Below are 23,725 nucleotides of genomic sequence, written 5' to 3' on the forward strand. Positions count from 1 at the left end.
AGGGACAAGTGAGTCGCGCAGTTCTCCGCAACGGATTTTGGCTGGGGTTTTACGCTCTGATCCTGTGGGCGTGGTGGATGATGTTCACCATGAGCCGCGCAATGGACCTGGACTGGATCGGCCGTCCGGGTCCGATGGGACAGGCCATGGCCGCGATGGATCCGCGGATGGACATGTATATGCCGATGGCCGAGTTCGGGCCCTTGTTCTGGATGTGGGCAATCATGATGGCTGCGATGATGCTGCCGACATTGGTTCCGACCCTTCGCAGCTATGACGACCTGATCCGCAGCGCCAATGGCACGCGGGCAGGGTGGCTGGGCGTGCTGTCCGGTTACTTCGCTGTTTGGGTCGGGTTTGCAGCACTTATCACGGCTGTCCAACTGGCGCTGTTGTTCGGTGGCGTGGTTGACATGCTGGGCATCCCCAAATCGACGTTCTTATCCGGCGCTTTGATGATCGCAGTGGGCGCATTTCAATTCACCCGAGCTAAAGAGGTCTGCCACGGCGTCTGCCATGCGCCAATGAGTTATTTTCTGGGCCATTGGAAAACCGGATTTACTGGCGGACTGCGGATGGGGCTTGGACTTGGCGCATTCTGCGTCGGCTGTTGCTGGGGGTTCATGGCGCTTGGTTTTGTTGGTGGCGTCATGAGCTTGTTGTGGATGGGTCTTGCGACTTTCTTCATGGTTCTCGAAAAACTGCCTCAGATCGGGCACGCGATCACGCGTCCGCTGGGGTTTGCTTTGATTGCGGGCGGCGCTCTGCTGCTCATCTATCCCTTTGCTTACGGAGGATAAGCTGATGGCTAAAAACAGAAAAACAGATTCGGACCGCTTGCCGATCAGTCAACGGATCGACAGCCGTATGCCCAACCCCAAACGGCGCGAGATGAGCCCGACCAACTGGGCCATCAAAGGTGAACTGATCCTGAATTGTTCCTGTGACGTGTTCTGCCCCTGTGTGGTCTCGCTGGGCGCGCATCCTCCGACTGAGGGGCACTGCCATGCCTGGATGGGTGTGATCATCGACGAAGGTCATTTCGAGGGCGAGGACTTGTCGGGACTGAATGTGGGTCTGCTGGTCGATATTCCGGGCCGTATGGGCGAAGGGCAGTGGAAGGTTGCGGCTTATGTGGATGAACGCGCCAGTGGCAAGGCCTATAACGGTTTGCTGCAAATCTTCAGCGGGCAGGCGGGAGGCACCACAGGCCTGTTCACCATGCTGGTCAGCGAGATCATCGGGGCAGAGCGCGCTCCGGTCGTCATTGAACGCGATGGCACCAAGCGGCGTATCGTGATCGGCCGAAAAATTCAGGGCGAAATTGAAATGATGGCGGGCAAGGATCCGGATCACCCTGTGATGGTCTCGAACTCGAAATACTGGATGGGTCCGGATATCATCGTGGCACGTGGCACCAAATCCAAGGTGCGGGACTATGGCCGGGTGTGGGATTTTGGTGGTAAATCGGCCGAGATTTGCCCAATCGACTGGCATGGACCCAAGTGATGATCACCGCGGCCTATGTGCAGGAGATGGCGCGCTATAATCGCTGGCAGAACAGTCAGTTGAAAGAGTTCTTTAGCGCACTCACCACCGAGGAATTGAACCGTGAGCGCGGAGCGTTTTTTGGGTCGATTCTTGGGACGGCCAATCATCTGCTTTGGGGTGACTGGATTTGGATGTCACGTTTCGACGGAGGCGAAGGACCCGACGGTGGCATTCCGGAAAGCACGGCGATCTGTGCTGATGTCGATGAGTGGGTGGCGTTGCGTGACGTTGTCGATGCCCGGATCGAGGGTTGGGTCACCAGCCTGAAGGATGAGGCGTTGTCAGGGCCCTTCACATGGTTTTCAGCGGCAAAACAAGCCGATGTCACAAAGCCCTACGCGCAATGTGTGATGCATTTCTTCAACCATCAGACACATCACCGGGGTCAAATTCATAAGATGTTGACCGAGACCGGATCGGCAGCGCCGGTCAGCGATCTGGTCTTCTTACCACAGGAGGGATGAATGGCTCAGGTTTCGTTTTCACGTCGGTTGCGCCGGACCCCTTTCTCTGAGGGTGTCGAGGCGGCGGGGGTCAAGGCCTACACAGTCTATAACCGGATGTTGCTACCCACCGTTTTCGAGTCGGTAGAGGCCGACTACCGACACCTCAAGGAACATGTGCAGGTATGGGATGTATCGTGCGAACGTCAGGTCGAGTTGCGCGGCCCGGATGCAGCGCGTTTGATGCAGATGCTGACCCCACGTGATCTGCGCGGCATGTTGCCAGGTCAGTGTTTCTATGTGCCCATCGTGGACGAAACCGGCGGGATGCTGAACGACCCGGTGGCCGTGAAGCTTTCCGAGGACCGCTGGTGGATTTCGATTGCCGATAGTGACCTATTGTTGTGGGTAAAGGGTATCGCCAATGGCTATCGGTTGGATGTTCTGGTGGATGAACCGGACGTGTCCCCTCTGGCAGTGCAAGGTCCCAAAGCCGATGAGCTGATGTCGCGTGTATTCGGCGACCGCGTGCGCGATATCCGGTTTTTCAAGTTCGACATGTTCGCGTTCGAAGGCCGCGACTTGGCCGTTGCACGCTCGGGCTATTCCAAACAGGGCGGGTTTGAGATCTATGTCGAGGGCTCGGATATCGGCATGCCGCTGTGGAACGCGCTGTTTGCGGCGGGGGAGGATTTGAATGTGCGGGCGGGGTGTCCGAACCTGATCGAGCGGATCGAAGGTGGATTGCTGTCCTATGGCAACGATATGACCGACGACAACACGCCACATGAATGTGGATTGGGCAAGTTCTGCAACACGCACACGGCAATTGGGTGTATCGGTCGGGATGCGCTGTTGCGCGTGGCCAAGGAAGGACCGGTGCAGCAAATCCGGCCGATTGCGATTGACGGCGCGGCGGTACCGCCCTGCGATCGGCCTTGGCCAGTCTATGTTGACGGGAGACGGGTGGGGCAGGTGACGTCTGCTGCTTGGTCTCCGGATTTTGGCACCAATGTTTCCATCGGGATGTTGCGGTTGAGCCATTGGGATGCCGGCACTCAGGTAGAGGTTGAAACACCTGATGGGATGCGTAGCGCAATCGTACAGGCGCATTTTTGGACTTAGTCGTGGTTGGGGGCTCTGCCCCCGTCGCTGCGCGACTCCCCCGGGATATTTTTTGCCAGGTGAAGGACGGGGCCTGGCACCATGAGATGAAAGGAACGTTCAGATGTTTAATGCGTTGGTAATGGAGAGAGACGACGAGAGCGGTCTGGCCAGCCCCGTGGTCAAACAGCTGTCAACCGATGACCTGCCTACGGGTGAGGTTACAGTTGCGGTCGAGTATTCGACGGTCAATTACAAAGATGGTCTTTGCATGTCGCCCAAAGGTGGCGGTCTGGTGCGCAGCTACCCGCATGTGCCGGGCATTGATTATGCTGGTACGGTCGAGGCGTCCGCGGATGATCGTTACAAGCCCGGCGACAAGGTTGTGCTAACTGGCTGGCGTGTTGGTGAGGCCCATTGGGGTGGTTATAGTCAGAAGGCCAACGCAAGAGCCGACTGGCTGGTACCGCTGCCCGATGGGTTGGACACGCGTCAGGCGATGGCTGTAGGAACCGCTGGGTTTACCGCCATGCTGGCCGTCATGGCGCTTGAGGATCACGGCCTCAAGCCTGGCAACGGGCCGGTGCTTGTAACCGGTGCTGCGGGCGGTGTTGGTTCGGTTGCGACAGCGATTCTGGCAAACTTGGGCTACGAGGTCGCAGCAGTGACGGGCCGGGCCGAAGCGGGCGATTACCTCAAGTCTTTGGGGGCTACGACCATTGTTCCTCGTGATGAGTTGAACGAGACGACCAAGCGTCCGCTGGAAAGCGAGACATGGGCAGGCTGTATCGATGCCGTTGGTGGTGACATGCTGGCCCGTGTTCTGGGGCAGATGAAATACGGTGCGTCGATCTCGGCTGTTGGTTTGGCAGGTGGCGCCGGACTTCCGGCAACCGTCATTCCGTTCCTGCTGCGTGGTGTAAACCTGTTGGGGATCGATAGCGTGATGCAGCCCTACGAGAACCGCGTTCGGGCGTGGAAACGCGTTGGGACCGATCTGCCCATGGACAAGTTGGAGGCCATGGTTCACCCGGCCACACTGAGTGATCTGCCACAATTGGGCGCTGATATCCTTAAGGGGCAGGTCAAAGGCCGGGTGGTTGTGGACGTAAACGCCTGAACCCATGTCAGAACACCGCACCGGTCCGGCGCTGCCCGGACCGGTTCCTGCGCCCTTGAACGACCGTGAAAATGCCGCAAACAGCTCTGGTCATTGGCGCAATTCCAGATCATCATCGCTATACATCCCAATTGTGATGGCTTATGAGCCATCCCAACAGCACCTGAAGACGGGGAGTGAGCAGAATGGCTGACGATTTCGAACTGGATACCGATGATCTGAAGCGCCGCATGGAAGGCGCGATGTCCAACCTCAGAACCGAATTCGCATCGTTGCGGACCGGGCGGGCTTCGGCCTCGATGCTGGAGCCGGTGATGGTTGATGCCTATGGTTCCATGACGCCCATCAATCAGGTTGGCACGGTCAATGTACCCGAGCCGCGTATGGTGACGGTCAATGTCTGGGACAAAGGTCTGGTCGGCAAGGTCGAAAAAGCCATTCGCGAAAGTGGGTTGGGGATCAATCCGCAACTAAACGGGACGATCATCATGCTGCCGATCCCGGAGCTGAACGAAGAACGTCGTCGCGAGCTGGGCAAAGTCGCCGGTCAGTATGCTGAACATGCGCGCGTCTCGATTCGTAACGTGCGTCGGGATGGGATGGACCAGATCAAAAAGGCCAAGGCAGACGGGATGTCCGAGGACGATCAGAAGTTCTGGGAAAGCGAAGTTCAGGACCTGACCGATCAGATGATCAAAACCGTGGATGCCGCGCTTGAGACCAAGCAGGCCGAGATCATGCAGGTCTGAGACCGGATATGCCTGACACCCCACAGACGGCGCCTCAGGATGGGCCTCGGCATGTTGCGATCATCATGGATGGCAACGGTCGCTGGGCTCAGGCGCGTGGACGGCCGCGCCTGTTTGGCCATCAGGCCGGTGCGCGGCGCGTGCGGGATGTGGTCGAGGCCTGCCCGGGGCTTGGCATCAAGTATCTGACTGTCTTTGCCTTCTCGACCGAGAACTGGAAGCGGACACAGGCCGAAGTGGCCGGGCTGATGAGCTTGTTCCGGCGCTACATCATTAAGGAAACAGCGAACCTGACAAAAAACGGGGTTCGGGTTCGGTTCATTGGAGATCGGGTGCGTCTGGACGCTAAGCTGATCGACCTGATGGACACGCTGGAAAATGCCACCAAGGATAACGATCTGGTGCATCTGACCATTGCTATCAACTATGGCGGTCGGGACGAGGTTGCGCGTGCCACCAAGCGGTTGGCGCGTGACGTGGCCGAAGGTCGGTTGCGACCTGAGGATGTGGATGAAGAAACGCTGCCCAAGTATCTGGATACGCACGTTCTTCCCGATCCTGATCTGGTCATCCGCACCAGCGGTGAAGCGCGGATCTCGAACTTTCTTTTGTGGCAATCGGCCTATTCGGAATATGAATTCATCGATACTCTATGGCCTGATTTCACCGCAGAGGAACTTGCCAGGTTGTGCCAGAATTTCGGGTCTCGCGAACGTCGGTTTGGGGCTGTCCCAGCATGAGCGACAGCCGATGGTCTGATCTGACAGCGCGGGTTCTGTCGGCTGCGGTGCTTGTGGCCGTCGGCTCGGTTGAGGTTTGGCTGGGCGGGCTGTGGTTCGAAGCCTTCATCGCTATCGCCTGCGGCCTGATGACCTGGGAGTTGGTTCGGATGATCGACCCGGACCGGACTGGGGTCGCTATCCAGCTTGCAGTGTTGACCGGGGTTGCTGTTGTCCTCAGTTATCATCTTCCGCCGCTTTATAAATTGCCGTTCCTGCTGGCTCCGGCACTGGTTGGGGCGGGGCAGGTAAGTCGGGCCAAGGGTACTTATCTGCTGTTTGCAGCGTGGATTGCGGCGGCGGGGCTCGGGTTTATCTCTATACGTGAAAACATGGGGTTTGGCTGGATGGTCTGGCTGATCTCGGTAGTTGTGGCGACGGATGTTGCGGGATATTTCGTGGGCAAGGCGCTGGGTGGGCCGAAATTCTGGCCGCGCGTGAGCCCCAAGAAAACATGGTCGGGCACTGCCGGCGGGTGGTTCGCGGCGGCGATCGTCGGCGCGGTTTTTGCGGCTTTCGCAGGGTTCGGATTTTTGTTCGTGTTGGTGTCCGTCGCAGCCTCGATGGCCAGTCAAGCCGGCGACATAGTGGAAAGCGCGACAAAACGGAAGTTTGGCGTCAAGGACAGCTCGAACCTGATCCCGGGCCATGGCGGCTTTCTGGACCGGTTTGACGGGATGATGGGTGCGGCTTTGTTCGTTCTGATTGCTGGGCTGCTATACGCACCGGGACCGATGTGATGCGCAGGGTTTCGATTTTTGGCGCCACCGGGTCGATTGGGCAGAACACGATCGACCTGATCGACCGGAACCCTGATGCGTATGACGTCGTGGCACTGACGGGTGGGGCGAATATCCACAAACTGGCGGAGGATGCCAAACGCCTGCGCGCCAGTGTGGCTGTAACCGCCCATCAGGACCGGCTGGAGGATCTGCGGGCTGCTTTGGCGGGTTCCGACGTGCAGGCAGCGGCTGGCTCTATGGCCCTGACCGAAGCGGCCGCGCGGCCAGCGGATTGGGTGATGTCGGCCATAGTTGGGGCTGCCGGACTTCCACCGGGGCTAGAAGCTTTGAAGCAGGGCGCGACGCTTGCCCTGGCAAATAAAGAGACTTTGGTCTGCGCTGGTCCCCTGGTCCTTGATACGGCGCGGAAACACAATGCTACCCTTTTGCCGGTTGACAGCGAGCACTCCGCTGTGTTTCAGGCCCTGGCCGGAGAGGATATGAGCGCCGTCGAGCGGATCATCATCACAGCCAGTGGTGGGGCATTCCGCGATTGGCCGTTAGATGATCTGGCCAACGCAACGGTCGAGCAGGCGTCCAACCATCCGAACTGGAACATGGGTCAACGAATTACTATCGACAGCGCCTCGATGTTCAACAAGGCGTTGGAGGTAATTGAAACCAAGGAATATTTCGGGGTTTCACCTGAGCAGGTTGAGGTTCTGGTTCACCCCGAGTCCATCGTCCACGCGCTAGTCGGGTTCAACGACGGGGCGTTGATGGCACATATGGGTGCGCCCGACATGCGCCACGCCATCGGATACGCGCTGCATTGGCCCGCGCGGCAGGACTTGCCGGTCGAACGGCTCAATCTGGCCAAGCTTGGTCAGTTGCGGTTCAGCGAGCCCGACGATGCACGCTATCCTGCGCTGAAACTGGCCCGGCACGTGATGCAACGTGGCGGCTTGTCTGGTGCCGTGTTCAACGCCGCCAAGGAACGCGCGCTTGATCACTTCATCGCGCGTAGGATCGGATTTTTGTCGATGGCCGATTGCGTTGCCGCTGTTTTGGACCGATTTGATGCCCAAAGCAGCCTTATTGATGCCCCTTTGACCCTTGATAACGTGCTGCAAACGGACCATCTGGCACGTAAGTGGGTCGATGAAGCCATAGGCCAAAGAGCAGGATAGAATTTTGGACATACTCTCGCTGATCCCTCAGTTTGGAAACTTGCTGTATACGATTGTGGCTTTTGTCATCGCCTTGTCGGTGATCGTCGCGGTGCATGAGTATGGACACTACATCGTCGGCCGCTGGTCAGGCATCCATGCCGAGGTTTTCTCGATTGGGTTCGGACCCGTGCTGCTGAGCCGCGTGGACAAGCGCGGAACGCGGTGGCAAATCGCTGCGCTGCCTTTTGGCGGCTACGTGCGGTTTCTGGGCGATTCTAATGCGGCATCCGGCAAGGATGAGGCGGCGATGGACGAAATCACCCAGAAAAGCCCCGAAGAACTACGCCGCACCATGCATGGCGCGCCTTTGTGGGCACGCTCGGCAACAGTTGCGGCTGGACCGGTGTTCAATTTCGTCATGTCGATCATCGTTTTTGGCACAATTTTCCTATCGCAAGGCGTGACCAAGGAACCTTTAACCGTCGGCAGCCTGCACCCGCTACCGGGCACCGAACAGCAATTGCGGGAAGGCGATGAGATCTTGTCGATCGCCGGTATTCAGGTGCCCGAATTCGACGAACAGGACGCCTGGACGCAGTTCACCGATGCGCTACCCGTGCAGCCCGTTTTGGACTATACTGTCCTGCGGGACGGCCAGACGCAGGACGTAACCGGCCCTTGGTTGTTCCCGCCTCTGATCCAACAACTTGCCCCACGCAGCGCAGCCTATGACATCGATCTGAAGCCGGGTGACGTAATCACTGCAGTCGATGGCGATCCGATCTTTGCGTTTGAACAACTTAAAGAGCATGTCGAAGGCTCGAATGGAAAAGTCCTGTTGCTGAACGTGTGGCGTGAAGGGGCCGAGCTGGATTTTGCACTAGCCCCGCGTCGGACGGATGAGCCGCAGCCTGATGGCGGGTACGTCACACATTGGCGGATCGGCATTGTGGGCGGCATGATGCTGGAACCGGCGACTGAACCGGCCGGCCTGTGGGCCTCTGTTACAGGGGGCACGCGTCAGACCCTGCGTATAATCGACGCGTCCCTGTCGGGCATGTGGCACATGGTGACGGGTGCAATTAGCACGTGCAACATCTCAGGCCCCATCGGAATTGCGGAAACGTCAGGCGCTATGGCCAGTCAGGGCGCGCAAAGTTTCATCTTCTTTATTGCCGTCTTGTCCACAGCAGTCGGGTTGCTGAACCTGTTCCCGATCCCTGCACTGGATGGTGGGCATTTGGTGTTTTACGCTTATGAAGCCGTGACAGGCAAGCCGCCCAGCGACGGCGCGTTGCGGATATTGATGGGGATCGGGGTCTCGTTGATCCTTGGTCTTATGGTATTTTCTGTAACAAACGATCTCTTCTGTTGAATGTGGCCTTAGCCGCCCAGAAAAGCCGTAATTCCGCCGCATTCAATCTGTAGGTTTGTGACCAAATCCAAACTGAGTCAGAGGCTACAATGGCAAAGGCGCTGAAAAAATCCTATCGAAGCTTCAGCTTCCTGTTCATGCTGAACTGGGACTCGATCCTGTTCTTTGCGGCGACGGCAATTGCGATGGCAGGCTGGGCCTATTTGATCAGCATGTGATTCTGTAAGCACCGAAATTGAAAAGTGTTTGGCGGCCCATTGGGCCGCTTTCTGTTTTGGGCTTTTGACAAGAATAATTAATCCCGTTACTCAGCTTCTAAGTCCTATAATTTTGGGTAGAGAAAAATATGACTGATCGGCGAGGCGCAGGCACATCCTGCGGAGGGCAGACGCTGGCAAACAAGATTTTGTGGCGGGCGCTATCCGTTTTTTCCTTTATTGTTCTGGTGGGTTTAGTTGCCCTGCCACAATCGGCAAAGGCGCAAAGTTTCATCATCAACTCCTTCGAGGTTGAGGGTAACCGGCGGATCGAAACGTCCACGATTATCGCTCGAACAGGGATCGAACCGGGGCAGACTGTCACCGCGGGTGAACTGAATGACGCGTTTCAGCGTTTGCTTGACAGTGGTGTTTTTGAAACAGTCGAACTGACGCCGCGCGGCAATACATTGGTGATCGAGGTTCAGGAATATCCAACGATCAACCAGATCAGCGTCGAAGGGAATCGCCGGGTCAAGGATGATGTCTTGCTCGAGGCGATTTCGTCCGAACCCCGTCGTGTCTTTACGCCTCAGGTTGCCGAAGCCGATGCAGATTTGATCGCGCAGATCTATTCGGCGCAGGGCCGGGTGTCAGCGACGGTTATTCCGCGCATTATCCGACGCAGTGACAACCGCGTCGACCTTGTGTTTGAAGTGTCCGAAGGCACTACGATCGAGGTGGAGCGTGTCAGCTTTGTGGGTAACCGCGCCTTCACCGACCGTCGCTTGCGTCGCGTGCTGGAGTCTAAGCAGGCAAACATACTTCGGACTTTCATTCGCAGCGATACGTTCATCGCCGACCGGATTGAGTTCGACAAACAGGTCATTCGGGATTTCTACCTATCCCGTGGCTATGTCGATTTCCGCGTCAACAGCACTAATGTTGAATTCACTCAGGAGCGGGACGCCTTTTTCCTGGTTATGAACATTACCGAGGGGCAGAAATTCTCGTTCGGGAACATCACAACAGTCAGTGAAATCCCAGGGGTGAACGCGGCGGAGTACCAAGCGGCGCTCAAAATCAAACCTGGGGTGACCTACACCCCGTCTTTGGTGGAAAATTCGATCGCCCGGCAAGAGCGGTTGGGCCTTAAACAAGGCGTCGATTTCCTGCGGGTTGAGCCACGGGTGACGCGCAATGCGCGCGAATTGACCCTGGACGTCGAGTTTGTCCTGACCCGTGGTCCGCGCATCTTTGTTGAACGGATCGATATCGAGGGCAACACCACCACGCTTGACCGTGTCATTCGCCGCCAATTCGATACGGTCGAGGGTGATCCGTTCAATCCACGCGAGATCCGTCAGGCCGCTGAGCGAATTCGGGCTCTGGGTTTCTTTGCCAACGCTGAAGTCGAACCGCGCGAAGGCTCAACCCCCAGTCAAGTCATCGTCGATGTGGATGTCGAGGAACAGCCTACTGGCTCGTTGAGCCTCGGCGGTAGCTTCTCCGCCTCGGATGGTTTCGGTATCGCGGTTGGCCTGACCGAGACGAACTTTCTGGGTCGCGGACAAACCCTAGGGCTGAACCTGTCGACGGCGCAGGATTCGGAACAGTATACGTTGAATTTCACTGAACCTTTCCTGCTGGGACGCCGACTGCAATTCGATGTGGGTCTGGGCCTGGCGACTACAAACTCGAGCTTTGCCAGCTTTGACACCGACAGCCTGTTCTTCCGTCCCCAGCTGAGCTACGCCATCGGTGAACTGTCTTCTCTGCGTCTGCGCTATGAGTGGGATCGCAGTGAGATGACGCAGCAGGACAACGAAGTGAACGGTGTTGTCGTCGCGTCCGAGATTGCGCAGGGCGAACGGACAACGAGCGCTCTTGGTGTCTCGTATGTGTATGACAGCCGTCGTGGTGGCCTGAACCCCAATGCCGGAGTGCTGTTTGAGGTTGGCGTTGATGCCGCAGGTCTGGGTGGTGACAATGAGTTCTTCCAGACGACGGCCCGCGCGATCGCCCAAACTCGCGTCCTGAGCGAAGAGGTGGTTCTGCGTGCCTCTTTCGAACTGGGCGCATTGCACTGGACGGGGGATGATTTCAGCCGCACAGTCGACCGTTTTGTTCTTGGCCCCAGCACATTCCGCGGTTTTGAACCTGCCGGTCTGGGTCCGCGTGACCTGTCGAATGGTCAGGATGACGCCATTGGTGGCAACTATTACTGGGTCGCTCGGTTCGAATCGGACTTTCCTTTGGGCCTGCCCGAAGAACTGGGCCTGCGGGGCGGGGTGTTCTATGATGTAGGCAACCTCTACAACTTGGATGATGTGAACACAGCAGGAGCGGATATCGTGGGCGAGGACGGGTCGGTCCGGCACGTTGTTGGTGTTTCCGTGCTTTGGACGACACCCTTTGGTCCGCTGCGCTTCAACTTCTCGAAAGCGATCGTGAAAGAAGATTTTGACCAGGAACAGAACTTTGACCTGACTATTCAGGCACGGTTCTGATCCGTTCATGATGAGCTTCTGGAAGTCGTATCTACAGGGCCCTATCTGGGCCCTGTATTTTATTTTAATCCATGCCTTAGCGCTGCCGCTTGAGGCACAGCAACTGGGTGTGCCGGAAACGACCGTGCTGACGATTTCCAGCGACCGTTTGTATTCGGATTCTGCCTTCGGTCAGCGCATATTGCGCGAGATTGAGGCTGAAGGAACTTTGCTGGCAGATGAAAACGAGCGCATCGTGGCTGAGTTAAGCCGCGAAGAAAAAGAATTGACCGAAAAGCGGGCTGAAATGCCAGCAGATGAGTTCCGTCCCTTGGCCGAGGCATTCGACAGCAAAGTTCAGTCCCACAGAGATGGCCAACGGGCCAAGTTGGATGCCTTGGCGCGTCGCAGTGATGAGGCGCAACAGTTGTTTTTTGAAATGATCCAGCCGGTTCTCATTGAACTGTTGCGCGACTCTGGCGCGACCGTGATTATTGAACGCTCCAGCGTCTTTCTAAGCTCGGACAGGACGGATGTGACCGAGATCGCGATTGGACGGATCAACGCGGCCATTGGCGATGGTAGCGCCCTTGAAAAGATTGGCGACCAATAGGTTCGCTTGCCCTTGCGGCGCTGTGTTGCTAACCACGCGTCCAAGAGAAATCCATAACGGGACGACCAAAAGATGACCTCGGAAACAAAAAGCGCAGATATTCAGCTGATCCAGCGGATCTTGCCACACCGCTATCCGTTTTTGCTGGTTGATAAAGTTGTCGATATCTCAGGCTATCAATCCGCCGTTGGCATCAAGAATGTCACCATGAACGAGCCCCATTTTCAGGGCCACTTTCCCGGCACCCCAATCATGCCCGGTGTCACCATCGTCGAAGCGATGGCGCAAACCGCAGGTGTGATGCTTGGTGTCGGCATGGACGTGATCGACAGCGAGCTGTTGATCTACTTCATGAATATCGACAAGTGCAAATTCCGCCGCAAGGTCGTACCCGGTGATGTGCTGGAAATGCATGTGGAAACCGTGCGCGGTAAGAAGGGCGGCAAGATCTTCAAATTCGCCGGCCGCGCGACCGTTGATGGCGAAGTTGCGGCCGAGGCCGAATTCTCTGCCTATGTGGACTGGGACATGGAAAAAACGACATGAGCGGCATTCACCCAAGCGCGATCATCGAAGACGGTGCGCAAGTCGGTGAAGGCTGTGTCATCGGGCCGTTTTGCTATGTCGGTTCTCAGGTCAAGCTGGGCGACCGGGTCGAGTTGAAGTCGCATGTTGTGGTCACCGGCGATACGGTGATCGGCGATGAAACCGTCGTTTTCAATTTCTCGGTCATCGGTGAAATCCCACAGGACCTGAAATTCGGTGGCGAAAACACACGGCTGGAGATCGGCAAACGCAACCGCATTCGCGAGCATGTAACGGTAAACACCGGCACCGAGGGTGGTGGTGGCGTGACCCGGATCGGCGATGACTGTCTTCTGATGGCAGGCGTCCATGTGGCTCATGACGTTCAGATCGGTAATCGTGTGATCATGGTGAACCATGCGGGTGCCGCTGGGCATTGCATCATCGAGGATGACGTGATCGTTGGCGGTATCTCGGGTCTGCACCAATGGGTGCGCGTCGGTCGTGGCGCAATCATCGGTGCTTTGACCATGGTCCCCAATGATGTGATCCCTTATGGCCTTGTTCAGGCTCCGCGCGGGGAACTGGACGGGCTGAATCTGGTCGGCTTGAAACGCAAAGGTGTGTCGCGCGAAGACATCTCGGCCCTGCGGGCGGCGTTCAAGGAACTTTCGACCGGCGACGGTACATTCATGGAGCGCGCCCATCGCGTCGGAGCCAAGAATGAAAGCGAATATGTCCAGCGGATCGTGGACTTCGTAACCGGGCAGACCGACCGTTCTTTCCTGACACCGAGGAAGTAAGCCCATGCTGGCTGTTATCGCGGGAACCGGCGCTTTGCCTGCCGAGGTGGTCGACCAACTGGCTGACCGCCCGGTGATCTGCGCGATGGAAGGGTTCGCGCCCGACACTCTGGACGTGGATATGACCTTCCCGCTTGAGCAGTTGGGGACATTCATCGCGGATTTGAAAGCACGCGGCGTAACGCAGATTTGCATGGCAGGCGCGGTGCGGCGCCCTGCAATTGATCCAAGCCGGATTGATGCCGCGACCATGCCTTTGGTGCCCATCTTGCAACAGGCCATCATGTCCGGCGACGATGGGGCCTTGCGAGCGGTGATCGGGATTTTTGAAGATGCGGGCCTACAGGTCCGTGCCGCCCATGAAATCGTGCCAGCCCTTTTGCCAGCTCTTGGACCGCTGACCGAGGCTCAGCCATCGGACGCGGACCTGTCTGACGCCAATCGAGCAGCTGGGATCGTTCGCGCCATGGGTGCTGCGGATATCGGGCAAGCTTGCGTCGTCTCGAAGGGGCAAGCGCTGGCGGTCGAGGGGATTTTCGGGACCGCCTGGATGCTGAAATCGCTGACACAAAGGCCCGATGCGGGCGGAGGCGTCCTGTTCAAGGCCCCCAAACCCGATCAGGATCGACGTGTCGATTTGCCTGCGATTGGCCCGGATACCGTCGCGGATGCAGTGGCCGCCGGGCTGTCGGGCATCGTCATTGAAAAGGGTGGGGTGATGGTGCTGCAACGGCCGCAGGTCATTGCCGAATGTGACCGGCTGGGACTGTTTCTTTACGTGCGCGAGCGGACGAACTGATGCGCGTTTTCGTGGTCGCCGGTGAACCGTCAGGCGACCGCTTGGGTGGCGCACTGATGGAAGGGCTGCGCAGTCTTCAACCCGATGTACAGTTCGACGGGGTCGGCGGCCCTCTGATGCAGGCGCAAGGATTGAACAGCCGCTTTCCCATGTCCGAGCTTTCGGTGATGGGGCTGGTCGAGGTCCTGCCCAAGTTCTTTCATCTCAAACGTCGCATAGCCGAGACTGCTCAGGCGGTTCTGGACATGCAACCTGATGTTCTGATCACCATCGACAGCCCCGATTTCTCGCTGCGCGTCGCCAAGCTGATAAAAGCGCAAAGCAACATTCGTACGGTGCATTACGTGGCCCCCAGCGTCTGGGCGTGGCGACCGGGGCGGGCAGACAAGATGGCTAAGGTCATCGACCACGTTCTGGCGCTATTGCCGTTCGAGCCGCCCTATATGGAACGCGCGGGGATGGAATGTGATTTCGTCGGCCATCCCGTCGCAAGCGAACCCGTTGCAACCGAGGACGATATTGCCGCGTTCCGCAACGCTTATGATCTGGGGGATGCGCCGATCCTCTTGGCCTTGCCTGGTTCGCGCCGGGGCGAGGTTGATCGCTTGGCCCCGGTCTTTGGCCAGGCACTTGACCTTTATCTGCGCGATCACCTCGATACGCGCATAGTGGTACCTGCCGTAGCTCATATGGTCGAGACGGTTCAGGCGCATCTGGAAAACTGGCCCGGTAATCCAGTTGTTGTAGATCCCCGCAACTTGCCCGCGGATGAGGCAACCGCACAAAAACGCGCGGCCTTTGCAGCCGCCGATCTGGCTCTGGCTGCCTCTGGAACCGTGTCACTGGAACTGGCAGCGCAGGCGACGCCGATGGTCATCGCCTATCGTTTGAGCTGGCTGACGCAAAAGATGGCCGAGCGGATGGTCAAACTCGATACCGTCACACTGGTCAATCTGGTGTCCGAGACCCGCACCGTGCCCGAATGCCTGCTTGATGACTGCCAGCCAAACAAGATCGCCGAGGCGTTGGGGCAGGTGGCGGCAACGCCCAATCTTCAACAGCAGGCGATGGCCGAGACAATGCAGCGGCTGGGCCGGGGTGGCGAAGCGCCGGGTCTACGCGCTGCCCGCGCCGTGCTGGAGCGGATGGCAGGCTGATGCTCGACCACGTTCTTTTTGCGGCCTCGGCCGGATTGGCCATGATCTCGACCAATCTGGACAATCTGGCGGTGCTGCTGGGCTTGATCCTGATTATCGAGCAACGCCGCGCCATCGCAGGATTTGCGGTCGCACAGGCTATGGTCTTGTCCCTTGCCATGATCGTGGCAATCGGGCTTGATCAAAGCGGCATCCCCGAGTGGATTGGATATCTGGGTGTCATCCCCTTGGTGTTCGGCTTGCGCGGCATCTGGCAGCAATATCGCGGGGACGCGGGCGAGGACATAAGCGCGAAAGGTGCTGTCAGTTCGGTTGTAACCCTGTTTCTCAGCCTGTCGGTCGACAGCTTTGCCGTCATGACCCCGCTGCTGGCCGATTCCACACCTTCTTTCCGACTGGCCGCCCTGCTGGGTGCTGCAGTGGCCGCGTTCCTATTGGTCGCGGTGGCGGCTTGGGGAGCGCCTCGGGCCAAAAGCCTCGGGCCGCAAGTGGCGCGCCTGGACCGGATCGCGCCCTATGTCATGGTGTGCGTCGGGCTCTATATCCTGTTCAACTCGCCCACCGATCTGTTGTGATGCGTTGACCAAATCGGCCCTATCAGGTCTTTATGGCCCACCGCCAAGACCAGCCATGTCCGGTGAAGGAGAAATTTGATGTCCCGAATTCCGCCCCTCGTCGACGACGACATGACCGAGGCCGCGCGCGCGTCTCGGGCCCTGCTTGGGGCGTATGGGCCATTCGACAATTGGGCGCGCATTGCTGCCCATAGCCCTGCGGTGTTGGAACACGTAGCTGAGATGCTGACGGCATTCAAGGCGCAGGAAAACCTGCCGCGCCGTGCGTTGGAACTGGCGATGGTTACGGTGTCCAAATTGAACGCCTGCGACTATTGCGTATCGCATCACACTCCCCAACTGACCGTGACAGGGTTAAGCCCTGATGGCGCGGCGCGTCTGCCGGATGTCGAAAATCACCCCGAACTGGACGATTGCGACAAAGCGGTCGTTCGCTATGCCGAGGCGGTCACGACGCGGTCAGGCCGGATGCGCGATGCCGAAGTCTCGGACTTGCGCGCATGGTTCAACGATTCTCAGATCGTGGAACTGACATGGCGCATTGCCCTGACTGGCGCGTTCAACCGCTTCAACGATGCGCTGCAAGTCGAGATCGAGACCGAGGTCGCGCCCGTTTCGGCCTAGTAGCCGCGCCAGATCCAACCGCCACCAAAGATACGGCTGCCCTCAGATGCATAGAACACGCAGGCCTGACCGGGTGAGACGCCTTCCTCGGGCGTCAGCAGTTCGACCTCGGCGGTGGTATCGGACAGGGGGCGAATGATTGCCTCGCGCGGGGGGCGGGTCGAGCGGACTTTGACCTTTAGATGCCATTCATCACGAGACGTAAATGGTTCATCACCCAACCAGTTGATCTCGCGTACCGGGATCGTGCGTGTGGCCAACATGTCCTTGGGGCCGACGACGACCTGTTTCTTGTCCACATCCAACTTGACCACATAAAGCGGCTCGGTCAGCCCGCCGATGCCCAAGCCGCGGCGTTGACCGATTGTGTAGTGGATCACTCCGTCATGCTGCGCCAATACACGGCCATCGGCATGCACGATCTCACCCGGTTCAGCTGCGCCGGGGCGCAGTTTCTCGATAACGCTGGCATAGTTGCCATTGGGCACAAAGCAGATGTCCTGACTGTCCGGCTTGTCGGCCACAGCCAGGCCATACTGTGCTGCCATCTCGCGCGTCGCATCCTTCGAGGGCAGGTGGCCCAGAGGAAAGCGCAGGTAGTTCAACTGTTCAGGCGTGGTGGAGAACAGGAAATAGGACTGATCGCGGTTCGCATCCTCGGCGCTGTGCAACTCGGGACCGTTGGGGCCCATCTTGCGCTGAATATAGTGACCGGTGGCCATGCAGTCGGCTTCAAGGTCCTTGGCGGTTTCCAGCAGGTCCTTGAACTTCACCCGCTCATTGCAACGGATGCAGGGCACCGGGGTGGCACCGGCCAAATAACTGTCGGCGAATTCGTCAATCACCGCGTCCTTGAAGATGTTCTCATAGTCCAGGACGTAGTGGGGAAAGCCACGTTCTTCCGCCACACGCCGCGCATCGTGGATGTCGATACCCGCACAGCAGGCGCCTTTCTTGGCCAAGGCCGCGCCATGGTCATAGAGCTGCAAGGTCACGCCGACCACGTCATAGCCCTGATCGGCCAGATGCGCTGCCACAACGGAACTGTCCACGCCACCTGACATAGCGACAACCACCCGCGTTTCCGAGGGCGGTTTGGCAAAGCCAAGCGAGTTCAGCGGGGTCTCGGTATCGAGGGCCATGACGATTCCAATGCGGGTTAAGAAAGACCGGCAGAATATAGGAAAATTCTACACACTCTCAAGAGGCGGTTTCACCGCACATTAAGTAGGCTGGTGTCAGCTTTGTCGCAGCAGAAAAGGTTGGAAAGATGTATTTGCACAAAGTTGAAGGGCCACGGTCCGTAACCCTGCCGGATGGAACGGTTTTATCGCGTGCAGACCTGCCACCGGACGACACGACACGCTGGGTGGCGTCCCGCAAGGCAATAGTAGTGCGCGGGGTACTATATGGCTTGATCGCACTGTCGGATGCCAAGAAACGCTATGGGCTAAGCGATGAGGAGTTCAACTCGTGGGTTTCAGCCGTGGCAGAGCATGGAACAGACGCTCTGAAGGCCACTTCATTAAAAAAATATCGACAACTTAAAGTAGAACGTGAATAAATGATTCAACGGTAACGTCAGATTAACCATTTTTGATCAGGCTCAGTTTGAATTGGTAAATTGAACCGAATTGGAGCAGTAAATGCGTATACTTCTTGTCGAGGATGACCCCACCACGTCGAAAAGCATCGAGCTGATGCTGACGCACGCCAACCTGAACGTCTATGCGACGGATCTGGGTGAGGAAGGGATCGATCTGGCAAAACTCTATGACTACGACCTGATTTTGCTGGACCTGAACCTGCCGGACATGAACGGCCATGAGGTTTTGCGCCAATTGCGCGTTGCGCGCGTTGAAACGCCGATTCTGATATTGTCGGGCGCAGATGATACCGAAAGCAAGATCAAGGGCTTCGGCTTTGGCGCAGATGACTATATGACCAAGCCTTTCCACCGCGAAGAGCTGGTGGCCCGCATTCACGCAATCATCCGACGCTCCAAGGGGCATTCGCAATCGGTCATTCACACCGGTCAAGTCGCTGTGAACCTTGATGCCAAGACCGTCGAGGTCGAAGGAAAGACCGTGCATTTGACCGGCAAGGAATACCAGATGCTGGAACTTCTGAGCCTGCGAAAAGGCACAACGCTGACCAAAGAGATGTTCCTGAACCACCTCTATGGTGGAATGGATGAGCCCGAATTGAAGATTATCGACGTATTCATCTGCAAACTGCGTAAGAAACTCAGCAATGCAACGGGTGGTGACAACTACATCGAAACCGTCTGGGGCCGGGGCTATGTGCTGCGCGACCCGCAAAGCAACAGCGTCGATGAACGTCGCATGGCCGTCGGGGCCTAAAACAGATCTGCCGCTTTGGTCCGGGGCGGCTCCCTCACTCACTGAACAGCACATCTGGACCTGACCATGGCCTAGCCCTATCACTGAGGTCCAAGAAGACGTGACAGGGCGGGGCTATGGGCGATTCACTTCCGGTTTCAGAGCTGACAGTAGACAGCGCGCGCGCAGAACTTGCGCGGTTGGCCGAACTGCTGGCGCGGGCCAATACGCAGTATCACACGCAGGACGCGCCCGAGATTTCGGACGCGGAATATGATGATCTCAAACGTCGCAATACCGAGATCGAGAAGCGCTTTCCCCATCTGAAACGCGCAGACAGCCCATCCGACCAGGTCGGCGCCAAGCCGGGTGATGGGTTTTCAAAAGTGACCCACGCCGTACGCATGATGTCGCTGGGCAATGCGTTCGATGATGAAGATGTCGGCGACTTCACCCGTTCAATCCGAAAATATCTGGGCCTTGGCGACGATGCTCCGCTAGCGTTTACGGCTGAACCCAAGATTGACGGCCTGTCCCTGTCCTTGCGGTATGAAGACGGTCACTTGGTGCAAGCCGCAACGCGTGGAGATGGCGAGGTTGGCGAAAACGTCACAGCCAATGCACGCACAATCTCGGACATTCCGCACCGATTGGAGAATGCTCCGGCGGTGCTTGAAGTGCGGGGCGAGGTTTACATGTCGCACGCGGATTTCGATCAGTTGAACGCGCGGCAAGCGGAGGCAGGCGAGAAGACATTCGCCAACCCCCGAAACGCGGCTGCAGGATCGCTACGGCAACTGGATTCGGCGATTACTCGGGCGCGACCATTGCGCTTTTTCGCTTATGCTTGGGGAGAGCTGTCCGCGCCCTTGGCTGAGACGCAAATGGGCGCCATTGAACGGCTTAAGCAGTACGGCTTTTCGACCAACCCCCTGACGGCCCTGTGTGAGACGACGCATCATATGCTGGACCACTATCGTGGGATCGAAGCGCAGAGGGCAACGCTTGGCTATGACATTGATGGTGTCGTCTACAAGGTCAATGATCTTGCGTTGCAAGCGCGATTGGGGTTCCGGTCGACCACGCCACGTTGGGCGATCGCTCATAAATTCCCCGCTGAACTGGCCTGGACCCGGTTGGAGGCCATCGACATCCAGGTCGGTCGTACCGGAGCGCTCAGTCCTGTGGCTCGGCTACACCCGGTGACGGTTGGCGGTGTGGTCGTCTCGAACGCGACCCTGCACAATGAAGACTACATTGCCGGGCGCGACGCCAAAGGCGGGACAATCCGGGACGGCAAAGATATTCGCGTCGGCGACTGGGTGCAGGTCTATCGCGCAGGGGATGTGATCCCAAAAATTGCAGATGTTGATATCTCAAAACGCCCTGATGATGCGGTCGAATTCACCTTTCCGAAAACCTGTCCGGAATGCCAAAGCCAGGCAATCCGCGAGGAAGGTGATGCCGTTCGGCGGTGCACGGGCGGCATCATTTGCCCCGCACAGGCCACTGAAAAACTGAAACATTTCGTCTCACGCAAGGCCTTCGACATTGAAGGCTTGGGGGCTAAGCAGATCGAGATGTTCTATGACGACCCTGATCTGTCCGTCAAAACGCCCGTCGATATCTTTACGCTGCAAACGCGTGACGCGGCAAATCTGAATAAGCTGGCCAATCGCAAGGGATGGGGTGCGCAAAGCGCGGGCAACCTTTGGGCTGCGATTGACGAAAAACGCCTTATACCGTTTGCGCGGCTGCTGTTTGCCCTTGGGATTCGCCACATGGGCGAGGCGGCCTCAAACCTGGTGGCGACCCATTACGGAGAATGGTCTGAATTTGAGCGGGCGGTGACGGCCGCCTCCGGGTTCGAAGGGCCGGAATGGGATGAATTGCTGAGCATTGACGGCATCGGCGAGGTGATGGCGCGCGCGCTTGTGTCCGCCTTCGCACAAGAGGCCGAGCGGGCGAGCATCGACGCTCTGGTCGCGCAGCTTGAAGTTCAACCAGCCAAACGGCCCGACACCGATGGCAGCCCGGTGGCCGGAAAGACCGTGGTATTCACCGGCACGCTTGAAAAAATGACGCGGGCCGAGGCGAAAGCACGGGCCGAGGCGCTTGGGGCCAAGGTGTCAGGTTCGGTCAGCAAAAAGACCGACTTGTTGGTGGCGGGCCCCGGCGCGGGGTCGAAGGCCAAAAAGGCCGCCGAGCTTGGCATCGAAACGTTGGACGAGGATGGCTGGCTACACCTGATAGGCGCGGCATGACTGGACGACCAGAAATCCTGTTTCCCCTGTTTGCCGGGTTGGAAACGCTTGATGGGGTTGGTCCCAAGACGGCGCAGCTTTTGACCCAAAGCGGGACCGAAGCGCCGCGTGATGTCCTGTTCGGTCTGCCTTACGCCGTGATCGACCGGCGACGGCGGGACACGATCCAAGGGGCGGATTTACCCTCGACCCTGACGGTAGAGGTCACGGTCGGTGCGCATCGGCCCGCACGAAACAAGGGTGGGGCCTATCGCGTTCATGTCGAAGATGCGCAGACAGAATTTCAGCTTGTGTTTTTCCATGCCCGCGGGGACTACCTGAAAAAGGTGTTGCCGCAGGGCGATCGGCGTGTGGTTTCGGGAAAGTTGGAGCTGTTCGACGGAATGGCGCAGATGGTACACCCCGACCACATTCTCCCGATCGAGAGCGCAGGGGATATCCCAGAATTCGAACCCGTTTATCATCTGACGCAAGGCGTGACCCAGAAAACGGCCTATAAGGCTGCGCGCAGTGCGCTTGCACGGGCACCGAAACTGGCAGAGTGGATAGATCCGTCACAGATCGGCAGAGAGCAGTGGCCTAACTGGTTCGATGCGGTTACTGCGGCGCACAACCCCTTGGGGGCAGATGACGTGTCACCTCATGCCGCGGCGCGAGCGCGATTGGCTTATGATGAGTTCTTTGCGCATCAGGTGACTTTGGCCCTCGCGCGTCAACGGGAACGCAAGGCGCGGGGGATTGTCAGTGTAGCGACCGGGCGGTTGCAATCCAGGGTTCTGGCAGATTTGCCCTACAAACCCACCGGCGCGCAGATGCGGGCGATTGATCAGATCACCGAGGATATGGCCTCGGACGCGCGGATGAACCGCTTGCTTCAGGGCGATGTCGGCGCTGGTAAAACGCTGGTGGCTTTCATGGCACTGTTGGTCGCGGTCGAGGCGGGCGGGCAGGGTGTCATGATGGCCCCAACCGAGATTCTGGCGCGCCAGCACCTGGAAGGGTTGCGCCCCTTGGCGGAAAGCGCGGGGATCGTGCTGGAGATCCTGACCGGGCGCGACAAAGGCGCAGAGCGGCGCGCAAAGCTTGAAGCGCTGCAACAGGGCAATATCCATATCCTCGTCGGCACTCATGCGGTGTTCCAATCTGATGTCGCCTTCCGCGATTTGCGCCTTGCCATCGTGGATGAACAACACCGGTTCGGTGTGCGGCAACGGATGGAGTTGTCGGAAAAGGGGCAGGGCGCGGATGTGTTGGTGATGACGGCGACACCGATCCCACGCAGTCTCGCGCTGGCGCAGTATGGAGACATGGACGTTTCGGTTCTGGACGAAAAACCACCGGGGCGAAAGCCTGTGAAAACGGCGGTGATCAGCACGGAACGGATGCAAGAGGTCATCGCCCATCTGCAGCGGGCCATCGACGAGGGACGGCAGTGCTATTGGGTTTGCCCGCTGGTCGACGAATCCGAAGTGTCGGATCTGACCGCCGCGGAAGAACGGTTCAAACGGTTGCGCGCGGTTCTGGGGGAAGGAGTCGTGGGGCTGGTCCATGGCCAGATGCCGCCAGCCGACAAGGACGCCGCGATGAAAGCCTTTCAGGAAGGTCAGACAAAGGTTTTGGTCGCGACCACGGTGATCGAGGTTGGTGTAAACGTACCTAACGCGTCGATCATGGTGATCGAACGCGCCGAGATTTTTGGGCTGGCGCAGTTGCATCAGCTGCGCGGTCGGGTCGGGCGGGGTGAAGCGGATTCGACTTGTCTGCTGATGTATCAACCTCCGCTAACGGACGGCGGTCGGAAACGGCTGGAGATTCTACGCGAAACCGAAGACGGATTTCGCATCTCGGAAACCGATCTTGAGATGCGCGGTGCGGGCGATTTGATCGGGACCGCCCAATCAGGCCTGCCAAAATTCAGAATTGCGGATATCGAGCGACAAGCCGGGTTGATGGCAACGGCCCAGACGGATGCGCGCGCGCTGCTGGCCAAAGACCCCAAGCTGACCTCGGATCGGGGCCGGGCAGTTCGTGTTCTTTTGTGGATGATGCGGCAGGATCAGGCGATCCGTTTAATTTCAGTGGGTTAGTCGGAAAGTTCGCGCAAGTTCACAAATGTTCTTAAAAAGTTCTTTACCGACTCGGTAAAATATGAGAACAAAAGGTCAACAAAGGATTAAAGCTCTGACCGGAGGTGACCTCATGCTGACCCAGATCAAAACCGCTATCAGCCGCTCGCACGCCACTTTGCTGCAAGATGCTGCCGGTGCTGTGTCTTTGGTGGTTATCCTGATGGTTGCCCTGCACGTGCCCGGAACGTTCTGA

Annotated in this window: 25 protein-coding genes; 24 read left to right on the forward strand and 1 reads right to left on the reverse strand. The window is 58.1% G+C overall.

The window, feature by feature from the left end; genetic code table 11:
- The first annotated feature begins 8 nt into the window (after positions 1-8).
- From ACR0DB_RS16225 to ACR0DB_RS16315, 19 genes are all read left to right on the forward strand, one after another.
- Complete coding sequence (locus ACR0DB_RS16225; RefSeq protein ID WP_480504356.1) at positions 9-800, forward strand: DUF2182 domain-containing protein; 792 nt, start codon at positions 9-11, stop codon at positions 798-800.
- Positions 801-804: 4 nt separating this feature from the next.
- Positions 805-1,509 (forward strand): DUF1326 domain-containing protein, encoded by a 705-nt coding sequence (locus ACR0DB_RS16230; RefSeq protein WP_170769693.1) that lies wholly within the window; start codon positions 805-807, stop codon positions 1,507-1,509.
- Entirely contained in the window at positions 1,509-2,015 is a 507-nt protein-coding gene (locus ACR0DB_RS16235; RefSeq protein ID WP_170769694.1) for a DinB family protein, read from the forward strand. The genes ACR0DB_RS16230 and ACR0DB_RS16235 overlap by 1 nt, the downstream gene beginning before the upstream one ends.
- A complete protein-coding gene (locus ACR0DB_RS16240) occupies positions 2,016-3,119 on the forward strand; it encodes a dimethylsulfoniopropionate demethylase (protein WP_170769695.1) in 1,104 nt (367 codons plus the stop codon). It begins immediately after the preceding gene.
- Positions 3,120-3,222: 103 nt separating this feature from the next.
- Positions 3,223-4,218 (forward strand): acryloyl-CoA reductase, encoded by a 996-nt coding sequence (acuI, locus tag ACR0DB_RS16245; protein ID WP_170786690.1) that lies wholly within the window; start codon positions 3,223-3,225, stop codon positions 4,216-4,218.
- A gap of 185 nt (positions 4,219-4,403) precedes the next feature.
- Positions 4,404-4,967 (forward strand): ribosome recycling factor, encoded by a 564-nt coding sequence (gene frr, locus ACR0DB_RS16250; protein WP_170769697.1) that lies wholly within the window; start codon positions 4,404-4,406, stop codon positions 4,965-4,967.
- A gap of 8 nt (positions 4,968-4,975) precedes the next feature.
- The gene (locus ACR0DB_RS16255; RefSeq protein ID WP_170769698.1) at positions 4,976-5,707 is read left to right on the forward strand and encodes an isoprenyl transferase; all 732 of its coding nucleotides are present in this window, start codon (positions 4,976-4,978) and stop codon (positions 5,705-5,707) included.
- Entirely contained in the window at positions 5,704-6,486 is a 783-nt protein-coding gene (locus tag ACR0DB_RS16260) for a phosphatidate cytidylyltransferase (RefSeq protein ID WP_480552099.1), read from the forward strand. Before ACR0DB_RS16255 ends, ACR0DB_RS16260 begins: the two co-directional genes overlap by 4 nt.
- Complete coding sequence (gene dxr / locus ACR0DB_RS16265; RefSeq protein ID WP_480552100.1) at positions 6,486-7,658, forward strand: 1-deoxy-D-xylulose-5-phosphate reductoisomerase; 1,173 nt, start codon at positions 6,486-6,488, stop codon at positions 7,656-7,658. The genes ACR0DB_RS16260 and dxr overlap by 1 nt, the downstream gene beginning before the upstream one ends.
- Positions 7,659-7,662: 4 nt before the next feature.
- A complete protein-coding gene (gene rseP, locus ACR0DB_RS16270; protein ID WP_480552101.1) occupies positions 7,663-9,015 on the forward strand; it encodes an RIP metalloprotease RseP in 1,353 nt (450 codons plus the stop codon).
- 89 nt (positions 9,016-9,104) lie between these two features.
- Positions 9,105-9,233, forward strand: a complete 129-nt coding sequence (locus ACR0DB_RS16275; protein ID WP_269149762.1) for a hypothetical protein — start codon at positions 9,105-9,107, stop codon at positions 9,231-9,233.
- Between the two features lie 128 nt (positions 9,234-9,361).
- A complete protein-coding gene (gene bamA, locus ACR0DB_RS16280; protein WP_480552102.1) occupies positions 9,362-11,722 on the forward strand; it encodes an outer membrane protein assembly factor BamA in 2,361 nt (786 codons plus the stop codon).
- Positions 11,723-11,732: 10 nt separating this feature from the next.
- The gene (locus tag ACR0DB_RS16285; protein WP_480552103.1) at positions 11,733-12,314 is read left to right on the forward strand and encodes an OmpH family outer membrane protein; all 582 of its coding nucleotides are present in this window, start codon (positions 11,733-11,735) and stop codon (positions 12,312-12,314) included.
- A 72-nt stretch (positions 12,315-12,386) separates the two neighbouring features.
- Positions 12,387-12,860 (forward strand): 3-hydroxyacyl-ACP dehydratase FabZ, encoded by a 474-nt coding sequence (fabZ, locus tag ACR0DB_RS16290; RefSeq protein WP_170769704.1) that lies wholly within the window; start codon positions 12,387-12,389, stop codon positions 12,858-12,860.
- Entirely contained in the window at positions 12,857-13,642 is a 786-nt protein-coding gene (gene lpxA / locus ACR0DB_RS16295) for an acyl-ACP--UDP-N-acetylglucosamine O-acyltransferase (RefSeq protein ID WP_170786696.1), read from the forward strand. Before fabZ ends, lpxA begins: the two co-directional genes overlap by 4 nt.
- Before the next feature lie 4 nt (positions 13,643-13,646).
- Positions 13,647-14,441, forward strand: a complete 795-nt coding sequence (locus ACR0DB_RS16300; protein ID WP_480552104.1) for an LpxI family protein — start codon at positions 13,647-13,649, stop codon at positions 14,439-14,441.
- On the forward strand, positions 14,441-15,598 hold the full coding sequence (gene lpxB, locus ACR0DB_RS16305) for a lipid-A-disaccharide synthase (RefSeq protein ID WP_480552105.1): 1,158 nt from the start codon (positions 14,441-14,443) through the stop codon (positions 15,596-15,598). The genes ACR0DB_RS16300 and lpxB overlap by 1 nt, the downstream gene beginning before the upstream one ends.
- A complete protein-coding gene (locus tag ACR0DB_RS16310) occupies positions 15,598-16,173 on the forward strand; it encodes a hypothetical protein (RefSeq protein ID WP_170790975.1) in 576 nt (191 codons plus the stop codon). The genes lpxB and ACR0DB_RS16310 overlap by 1 nt, the downstream gene beginning before the upstream one ends.
- Before the next feature lie 78 nt (positions 16,174-16,251).
- Positions 16,252-16,797 (forward strand): carboxymuconolactone decarboxylase family protein, encoded by a 546-nt coding sequence (locus ACR0DB_RS16315; RefSeq protein WP_480552106.1) that lies wholly within the window; start codon positions 16,252-16,254, stop codon positions 16,795-16,797.
- Here ACR0DB_RS16315 and mnmA read toward each other — a convergent pair.
- On the reverse strand, positions 16,794-17,939 hold the full coding sequence (mnmA, locus tag ACR0DB_RS16320; protein WP_170769709.1) for a tRNA 2-thiouridine(34) synthase MnmA: 1,146 nt from the start codon (positions 17,937-17,939) through the stop codon (positions 16,794-16,796). The genes ACR0DB_RS16315 and mnmA overlap by 4 nt on opposite strands.
- A gap of 128 nt (positions 17,940-18,067) precedes the next feature.
- Between mnmA and sciP the strand changes: the two genes are divergently transcribed.
- The 5 genes from sciP to ACR0DB_RS16345 all read left to right on the forward strand — a co-directional run bounded on the left by sciP (position 18,068) and on the right by ACR0DB_RS16345 (position 23,725).
- Positions 18,068-18,361, forward strand: coding sequence for a CtrA inhibitor SciP (gene sciP, locus ACR0DB_RS16325; RefSeq protein ID WP_480552107.1), 294 nt, complete (start codon positions 18,068-18,070; stop codon positions 18,359-18,361).
- An 82-nt stretch (positions 18,362-18,443) separates the two neighbouring features.
- Complete coding sequence (gene ctrA / locus ACR0DB_RS16330) at positions 18,444-19,160, forward strand: response regulator transcription factor CtrA (RefSeq protein WP_170769711.1); 717 nt, start codon at positions 18,444-18,446, stop codon at positions 19,158-19,160.
- A 116-nt stretch (positions 19,161-19,276) separates the two neighbouring features.
- The gene (gene ligA / locus ACR0DB_RS16335; protein ID WP_480552108.1) at positions 19,277-21,403 is read left to right on the forward strand and encodes an NAD-dependent DNA ligase LigA; all 2,127 of its coding nucleotides are present in this window, start codon (positions 19,277-19,279) and stop codon (positions 21,401-21,403) included.
- Positions 21,400-23,490 carry an ATP-dependent DNA helicase RecG gene (gene recG, locus ACR0DB_RS16340; protein WP_480552109.1) on the forward strand — a complete coding sequence of 697 codons (2,091 nt, stop codon included), beginning with the start codon at positions 21,400-21,402 and terminating at the stop codon, positions 23,488-23,490. The genes ligA and recG overlap by 4 nt, the downstream gene beginning before the upstream one ends.
- Positions 23,491-23,602: 112 nt before the next feature.
- Positions 23,603-23,725, forward strand: a complete 123-nt coding sequence (locus tag ACR0DB_RS16345; protein WP_272871073.1) for a hypothetical protein — start codon at positions 23,603-23,605, stop codon at positions 23,723-23,725.

The sequence above is a fragment of the Ruegeria sp. AB6 genome, from assembly GCF_056542685.1.

What these genes read in the sequence shown, in the direction of transcription:
- ACR0DB_RS16230 (WP_170769693.1), top strand. Translation starts at nt 805, where the DNA reads ATGGCTAAAAACAGAAAAACAGATTCGGACCGCTTGCCGATCAGTCAA.
- ACR0DB_RS16235 (WP_170769694.1), top strand. Translation starts at nt 1,509, where the DNA reads ATGATCACCGCGGCCTATGTGCAGGAGATGGCGCGCTATAATCGCTGG.
- ACR0DB_RS16240 (WP_170769695.1), top strand. Translation starts at nt 2,016, where the DNA reads ATGGCTCAGGTTTCGTTTTCACGTCGGTTGCGCCGGACCCCTTTCTCT.
- acuI (WP_170786690.1), top strand. Translation starts at nt 3,223, where the DNA reads ATGTTTAATGCGTTGGTAATGGAGAGAGACGACGAGAGCGGTCTGGCC.
- frr (WP_170769697.1), top strand. Translation starts at nt 4,404, where the DNA reads ATGGCTGACGATTTCGAACTGGATACCGATGATCTGAAGCGCCGCATG.
- ACR0DB_RS16255 (WP_170769698.1), top strand. Translation starts at nt 4,976, where the DNA reads ATGCCTGACACCCCACAGACGGCGCCTCAGGATGGGCCTCGGCATGTT.
- ACR0DB_RS16260 (WP_480552099.1), top strand. Translation starts at nt 5,704, where the DNA reads ATGAGCGACAGCCGATGGTCTGATCTGACAGCGCGGGTTCTGTCGGCT.
- dxr (WP_480552100.1), top strand. Translation starts at nt 6,486, where the DNA reads ATGCGCAGGGTTTCGATTTTTGGCGCCACCGGGTCGATTGGGCAGAAC.
- ACR0DB_RS16275 (WP_269149762.1), top strand. Translation starts at nt 9,105, where the DNA reads ATGGCAAAGGCGCTGAAAAAATCCTATCGAAGCTTCAGCTTCCTGTTC.
- bamA (WP_480552102.1), top strand. Translation starts at nt 9,362, where the DNA reads ATGACTGATCGGCGAGGCGCAGGCACATCCTGCGGAGGGCAGACGCTG.
- ACR0DB_RS16285 (WP_480552103.1), top strand. Translation starts at nt 11,733, where the DNA reads ATGAGCTTCTGGAAGTCGTATCTACAGGGCCCTATCTGGGCCCTGTAT.
- fabZ (WP_170769704.1), top strand. Translation starts at nt 12,387, where the DNA reads ATGACCTCGGAAACAAAAAGCGCAGATATTCAGCTGATCCAGCGGATC.
- lpxA (WP_170786696.1), top strand. Translation starts at nt 12,857, where the DNA reads ATGAGCGGCATTCACCCAAGCGCGATCATCGAAGACGGTGCGCAAGTC.
- ACR0DB_RS16300 (WP_480552104.1), top strand. Translation starts at nt 13,647, where the DNA reads ATGCTGGCTGTTATCGCGGGAACCGGCGCTTTGCCTGCCGAGGTGGTC.
- lpxB (WP_480552105.1), top strand. Translation starts at nt 14,441, where the DNA reads ATGCGCGTTTTCGTGGTCGCCGGTGAACCGTCAGGCGACCGCTTGGGT.
- ACR0DB_RS16310 (WP_170790975.1), top strand. Translation starts at nt 15,598, where the DNA reads ATGCTCGACCACGTTCTTTTTGCGGCCTCGGCCGGATTGGCCATGATC.
- ACR0DB_RS16315 (WP_480552106.1), top strand. Translation starts at nt 16,252, where the DNA reads ATGTCCCGAATTCCGCCCCTCGTCGACGACGACATGACCGAGGCCGCG.
- mnmA (WP_170769709.1), bottom strand. Translation starts at nt 17,939, where the DNA reads ATGGCCCTCGATACCGAGACCCCGCTGAACTCGCTTGGCTTTGCCAAA.
- sciP (WP_480552107.1), top strand. Translation starts at nt 18,068, where the DNA reads ATGTATTTGCACAAAGTTGAAGGGCCACGGTCCGTAACCCTGCCGGAT.
- ctrA (WP_170769711.1), top strand. Translation starts at nt 18,444, where the DNA reads ATGCGTATACTTCTTGTCGAGGATGACCCCACCACGTCGAAAAGCATC.
- ligA (WP_480552108.1), top strand. Translation starts at nt 19,277, where the DNA reads ATGGGCGATTCACTTCCGGTTTCAGAGCTGACAGTAGACAGCGCGCGC.
- recG (WP_480552109.1), top strand. Translation starts at nt 21,400, where the DNA reads ATGACTGGACGACCAGAAATCCTGTTTCCCCTGTTTGCCGGGTTGGAA.
- ACR0DB_RS16345 (WP_272871073.1), top strand. Translation starts at nt 23,603, where the DNA reads ATGCTGACCCAGATCAAAACCGCTATCAGCCGCTCGCACGCCACTTTG.